Below are 4,818 nucleotides of genomic sequence, written 5' to 3'. Positions count from 1 at the left end.
CTGGCGGCGTTCGATCCGCGGCGGCCCGGGGTGCGCGTGCTGGCGGTCGTCGCCGCCGTGGTGGTCGCGGCGGCCGCGTTCTATGCCTGGCACTCCCGGCCGCAGGTGACGCCGGCGCCCGAGGTGGCCGCCTCGACGGCGCCTCCGGTGCCGCCGCCCTCCTCGCCGGCATTGCTGGTCGTCTCCGTCACCGGCAAGGTCAACCGCCCCGGCCTGGTCCGCCTCCCGGCCGGCGCCCGGGTCGCCGACGCCATCGAGGCGGCGGGCGGGGTGCTGCCCGGCACCGACCTGACCGGCCTCAACCTGGCCCGCAAGCTCGTCGACGGCGAGCTGGTGGCGGTCGGCGTTCCCCAGCCGCCGGGCGGGGCCGCCACCGCCGGCGGGACCTCGGGCGGCCTGGTCAACCTGAACACGGCCACGGCCACCGAGCTGCAGACGCTGCCGGGCATCGGCGAGGTGCTGGCCCAACGGATCATCGAGTTCCGCGAGTCGCACGGCGGCTTCCGGGCCGTCGCCGACCTGCGGCGGGTGGAGGGGATCGGCGACGCGAAGTATCAGCAGCTGAAGGACCGGGTCACCGTATGACCCACGACTTCCGGCTGGCCGGCGCCGCCCTCGGCTGCTGGCTCACCGCCCTGGCCGCGCTGTTCCTGCCCGCACCCGCGTCGTGGTGCGTCGCGGTCGCGGCACTGCTGCTGGCCGCCGCGTGCCCGCGCCTGCTGGGCCCTTCCCGTCCGTCCTCTCCCCGCCGGCCTGATCCGTCCGGGCCGGCGGGCTCCCTCCGCGGGCGGCTGGGTCGGGCGCGGTGGATCGTCGCGGCCGTGCTGCTCGGGGTCTCGTGCGGCGCGGCGGCCACGGCGGCGCGCGTCGGGGAGCGGGACGCGCAGCCGCTCGCCGGGCTGGCCGCGCGGCGGGCGGAGGTCCACTTCGGACTGACGATCGCCGACGACCCGCGGCTCGGGCGCGCGACCGTCGGGCGGGACGCGACGGTGGTGGTGCCGGCGCGGCTGGCGTGGGTGCGGACCGGTGACGGCACCCGCATCGGGCTCGGCGCCCGCGTGCTCGTCCTGGCCGCCGACCGGGCCTGGCTCGGCCTGCTGCCGGGGCAGGCGGTCGACGGCGCGGGGCGGCTCGGGCCGGCGGGCGGCGGCGACCTCGCCGCGGCGATCGTGTCCGCCGAGGGCGCGCCGTCGGCGATCGTCCGGGCGCCGTGGGTCCAGCGGGCCGCCGGTCTGCTGCGCGCCGGGCTGCAGCGGGCCTGCGAGCCGCTGCCCGACGAGCCCGGCGGGCTGCTGCCGGGGCTCGTCGTCGGCGACACCAGCCGGCTCGATCCGGGGCTCGCCGACGACTTCCGGGCCACCGGGCTCACGCACCTCACGGCCGTCTCGGGGGCGAACCTGGCCATCGTCGCCGGGCTGATGCTCATGGTCGTGCGGTGGTGCCGGGCCGGGCCGCGGGTGGCGGCGGTCGTGTGCGTGCTGGCGCTGGCCGGGTTCGTGATCCTGGTGCGGCCGTCGCCGAGCGTGCTGCGGGCGGCGGCGATGGGCGGGCTGGCGCTGGTGGCGCTGGCGATCGGGCGGCCGCGGGCCGCGCTCCCGGCGCTGGCGGCCGGCGTGCTGGTCCTGGTCGTGGCCGATCCGGGGCTGGCGATCGACGCCGGGTTCGCGCTGTCGGTGCTGGCCACCGGCGGGCTGGTGCTCGTCGCGCCGCGCTGGGCGGCGGCGCTGACGGCGCGCGGGGTGCCGGCGTTCGCGGCCGAGGCGCTCGCGGTGCCGGCCGCCGCGCAGGCCGCCTGCGCGCCGGTGATCGCGGCGATCTCGGCGTCGGTCAGCCTGACCACGATCCCGGCGAACCTGCTGGCGGCGCCCGCCGTCGCGCCGGCCACGGTGCTGGGGGTCGTGACCGCGGTGCTGTCGCCGCTGCTGCCGACCCTGGCGGCGTTCACGGCGTGGGTGGCGTCGTGGCCGGCCCGTTGGCTGGTGACCATCGCCCACCTGGGGGCGGACGTGCCCGCCGGCGTGGTGCCGTGGCCCGGTGGCGTGTTCGGGGGCGCGCTGCTCGGCGGGCTGCTGGCGGTGCTGCTGGTGGCCGCGCGACGACCGGTGGCGCGGCGGCTCGTGGTGGTCGTCGCGACCGCCGCGGTGCTCGGCGCGGCGCCCGTGCGGCTGATCGCCGGCGGGTGGCCGCCGCCGGGCTGGCTCGTGGTGGCGTGCGACGTCGGGCAGGGCGACGCGCTGGTCGTCGCGGCGGGGGAGGGGGCGGCGGTCGTCGTCGACACCGGGCCGGAGCCGGAAGCCGTCGACGGCTGCCTGCGCCGGCTGGGCGTGCGGCGCATCCCGCTGCTGGTGCTGAGCCACTTCCACGTCGACCACATCGGCGGGCTGGACGGTGCGTTGCGGGGGCGGACCGTCGACCGGCTGCTGCTGCCGCCGTTCCCGGAGCCGGCGTCGGGGCGCTCGGCCGTGCTCAAGCGACGGCTGCCCGCGGCGGAGGCGAGCGCCGGGCTGGTGGTCGCCGCCGGCGCGGTCCGGCTGGCCGTCGTCGGGCCGGTGCATCCGACGACCGGCACCCGGTCCGACGCCAACAACAACTCGCTGGTGCTGATGGTGACGGTCGGCGGGGTCCGCGTGCTGCTCACCGGTGACGCGGAGACCGAGGAGCAGTCGGGCCTGGTGGAGGCGGCCGGGGCCGGCGGGCTGCGGGCCGACGTGCTCAAGGTCGCGCACCACGGCAGCGCCTACCAGGATCCGGGCTTCCTCGACGCCGTCGCGCCGCGGGTCGCGCTGGTCAGCGTCGGCAAGGACAACGACTACGGGCACCCCTCCGGCGTCGTGCTGGCCCGGCTGGCGCGCGGCGGGGCGCGGATCCTGCGCACCGACGAGGCCGGCGACCTGGCCGTCGTCGGCGCCGCCGGGCGGCTCGGGGTCGTGACACGATGAGTGCCGTGACCGCCTCGAACCTTCCCCGCCTGCGCCTGGTGATCGGCGACGAAGAGCTGCTCGTCTCGCGCGCCGTCAGCGACACGATCGACGCCGCCCGGGCCGAGGACCCCGACACCGAGGTGCGGCGGCGCCCGGGCGGCGAGCTGGTCGCCGGTGAGCTGGCCGAGATGCTGAGCCCGTCGCTGTTCGGCGGCCGCCGGGTGATCGTGATCGAGGACGGGCAGGACACGAAGAAGGACGTGATCGCGGCGCTGGTGGGGTATGCGGGGTCGCCCGAGGACGACGTCGTGCTCGTCGTCACCCACGCCGGCGGGGCCAAGGGCAAGGCGCTCGCCGACGGGTTCAAGGCGGCCGGGGCCGACGTCGTGACCGCGATGAAGATCTCCAAGCACCGCGAGCGGGTCGACTTCGTGCGCAACGAGATCCGCCGGCAGGGCGGCAAGATCGGCGAGGACGCGGCCGAGGCGCTGCTGGCGTCCGTCGGCAACGACCTGCGCGACCTGGTCGCGGCCTGCTCACAGCTCGTCGCCGACACCGGCGGGCGGATCGACGCCGGGACGGTCGCGCGGTATTACAAGGGCCGCGCCGAGGTGTCCGGCTTCAACGTCGCCGACGCCGTGATGGTGGGCGACACGGCCGGTGCGCTGGAGGCCCTCCGGTGGGCGCTGCACGTCGGGGTCGACCCGGTGCCGATCGCCGACGCGATTGCGGACGGTGTTCGGACCGTCGCGCGCGTGGCCGCCGCCGGCAAGGGCAGCGCATATCAACTCGCCGGAAGTTTGGGAATGCCTCCGTGGAAGGTGGAACGCGCGCAGCGCCAAGCCCGTGGCTGGACGGCCGAGGCGCTCGTTGATGCCATGCGAGCGGCGGCTGAGTGCAACGCCGCCGTGAAGGGTGGATCTGACGACCGCGGCTATGCGCTTGAGCGGGCTGTGTTCGCAGTGGTCGCAGCGCGCGGTGGAGGAACTGGACGATGACGACGAGCAACGCGATGGCCCAGCAGGCGCCGCTGTACGTGCGTGTGCTGCGGCTACGTCACCTGCACATGGGTGGATTCGTGAGCTTCCTGCTCTTCGAGTGCATGATCGCGGCCGGGGTGCTGCTCGCCCTCGCGGAGTTCGTCAGCTGGTGGGCCGTCCCGGTCCTGCCGGCGGTCGTCGCGATCATGGTGAAGGTCAACGACATGGCGATCGGCGGCTCGCGCCGGACGCGCCGCCGGGCCGCCGCCGAGACGCGCGGTTCATCCGATCGGGCGTCAGCCGCTCGGGTGGATCCGGACAGCCGGACCGGTGAGCCGGCCTCCGTCCAGCGGCGTACCACGACGGCGCTCGATCGCGCGGAGATCGCGCGCACACAGCGTGAGCGGCGGGCGCCGGTCGGGGTCGGCGCGGGCTCGTCGTCCGGCACGTCGTCCGTCCCCGCGTCCGCCGCCTCCTCCGGATCCTCCGCCGAGGGTGCCGCGGGCGGCCGGTCGGGGGCGCGGACGGCGGCCCGCCACGAGCCGCCGGCGCAGCGCAAGAAGGTCGGGGTCATCAAGATCTCGCTGCCGCCGAAGCAGGATGCGACGTCGTCGGGCGCCCGGTCGGGCCCCGGGTCCGGCGAGCCGGTGCCCGACTACGGCATCTCGCCCGGCGCCGACCCGGAGCCGTCGCCGGCGCCGGCCCAGCGCCCCGGCTCGGACGGCCCGGGCACCGAGTCCACAGGTGCGCACGCGGCTTACGGCGAGTGGGAGCCCGGGGCGCCACCCGCCCAGGACCCGTGGGGTGCCGGCACGGCCGGGACCGACGGCGACGAGTGGCCGGTGGCCCGCACGACGGAGTGGTCCGGTGAGCACCCGGCCCACGCCGTGGACGCGGACCGCGCCCAGCAGCCCGGC

At 77.1% G+C, this 4,818-nt stretch carries 4 protein-coding genes; all 4 read left to right on the top strand.

The features are described from left to right. A partial coding sequence (locus IEZ31_RS15865; protein WP_190250610.1) for a ComEA family DNA-binding protein occupies positions 1-585 on the top strand: 585 nt, incomplete at its 5' end. Next, positions 582-2,939 carry a ComEC/Rec2 family competence protein gene (locus IEZ31_RS15860; protein ID WP_190250609.1) on the top strand — a complete coding sequence of 786 codons (2,358 nt, stop codon included), beginning with the start codon at positions 582-584 and terminating at the stop codon, positions 2,937-2,939. The genes IEZ31_RS15865 and IEZ31_RS15860, both read left to right, overlap by 4 nt. Then, positions 2,936-3,919: a DNA polymerase III subunit delta gene (holA, locus tag IEZ31_RS15855; RefSeq protein WP_190250608.1), complete on the top strand. Its 984-nt coding sequence runs from the start codon at positions 2,936-2,938 to the stop codon at positions 3,917-3,919. Before IEZ31_RS15860 ends, holA begins: the two co-directional genes overlap by 4 nt. Further along, on the top strand, positions 3,916-4,818 hold a 903-nt coding region (locus IEZ31_RS15850), incomplete at its 3' end, for a hypothetical protein (RefSeq protein ID WP_190250607.1). The genes holA and IEZ31_RS15850, both read left to right, overlap by 4 nt.

Origin of the sequence: Dactylosporangium sucinum (assembly GCF_014647515.1) — a bacterium.
GTDB lineage: Bacteria > Actinomycetota > Actinomycetes > Mycobacteriales > Micromonosporaceae > Dactylosporangium > Dactylosporangium sucinum.
The sequence above is the reverse complement of the archived record's forward strand: the minus strand, read 5'-3'. Positions and strand labels throughout refer to the sequence as shown.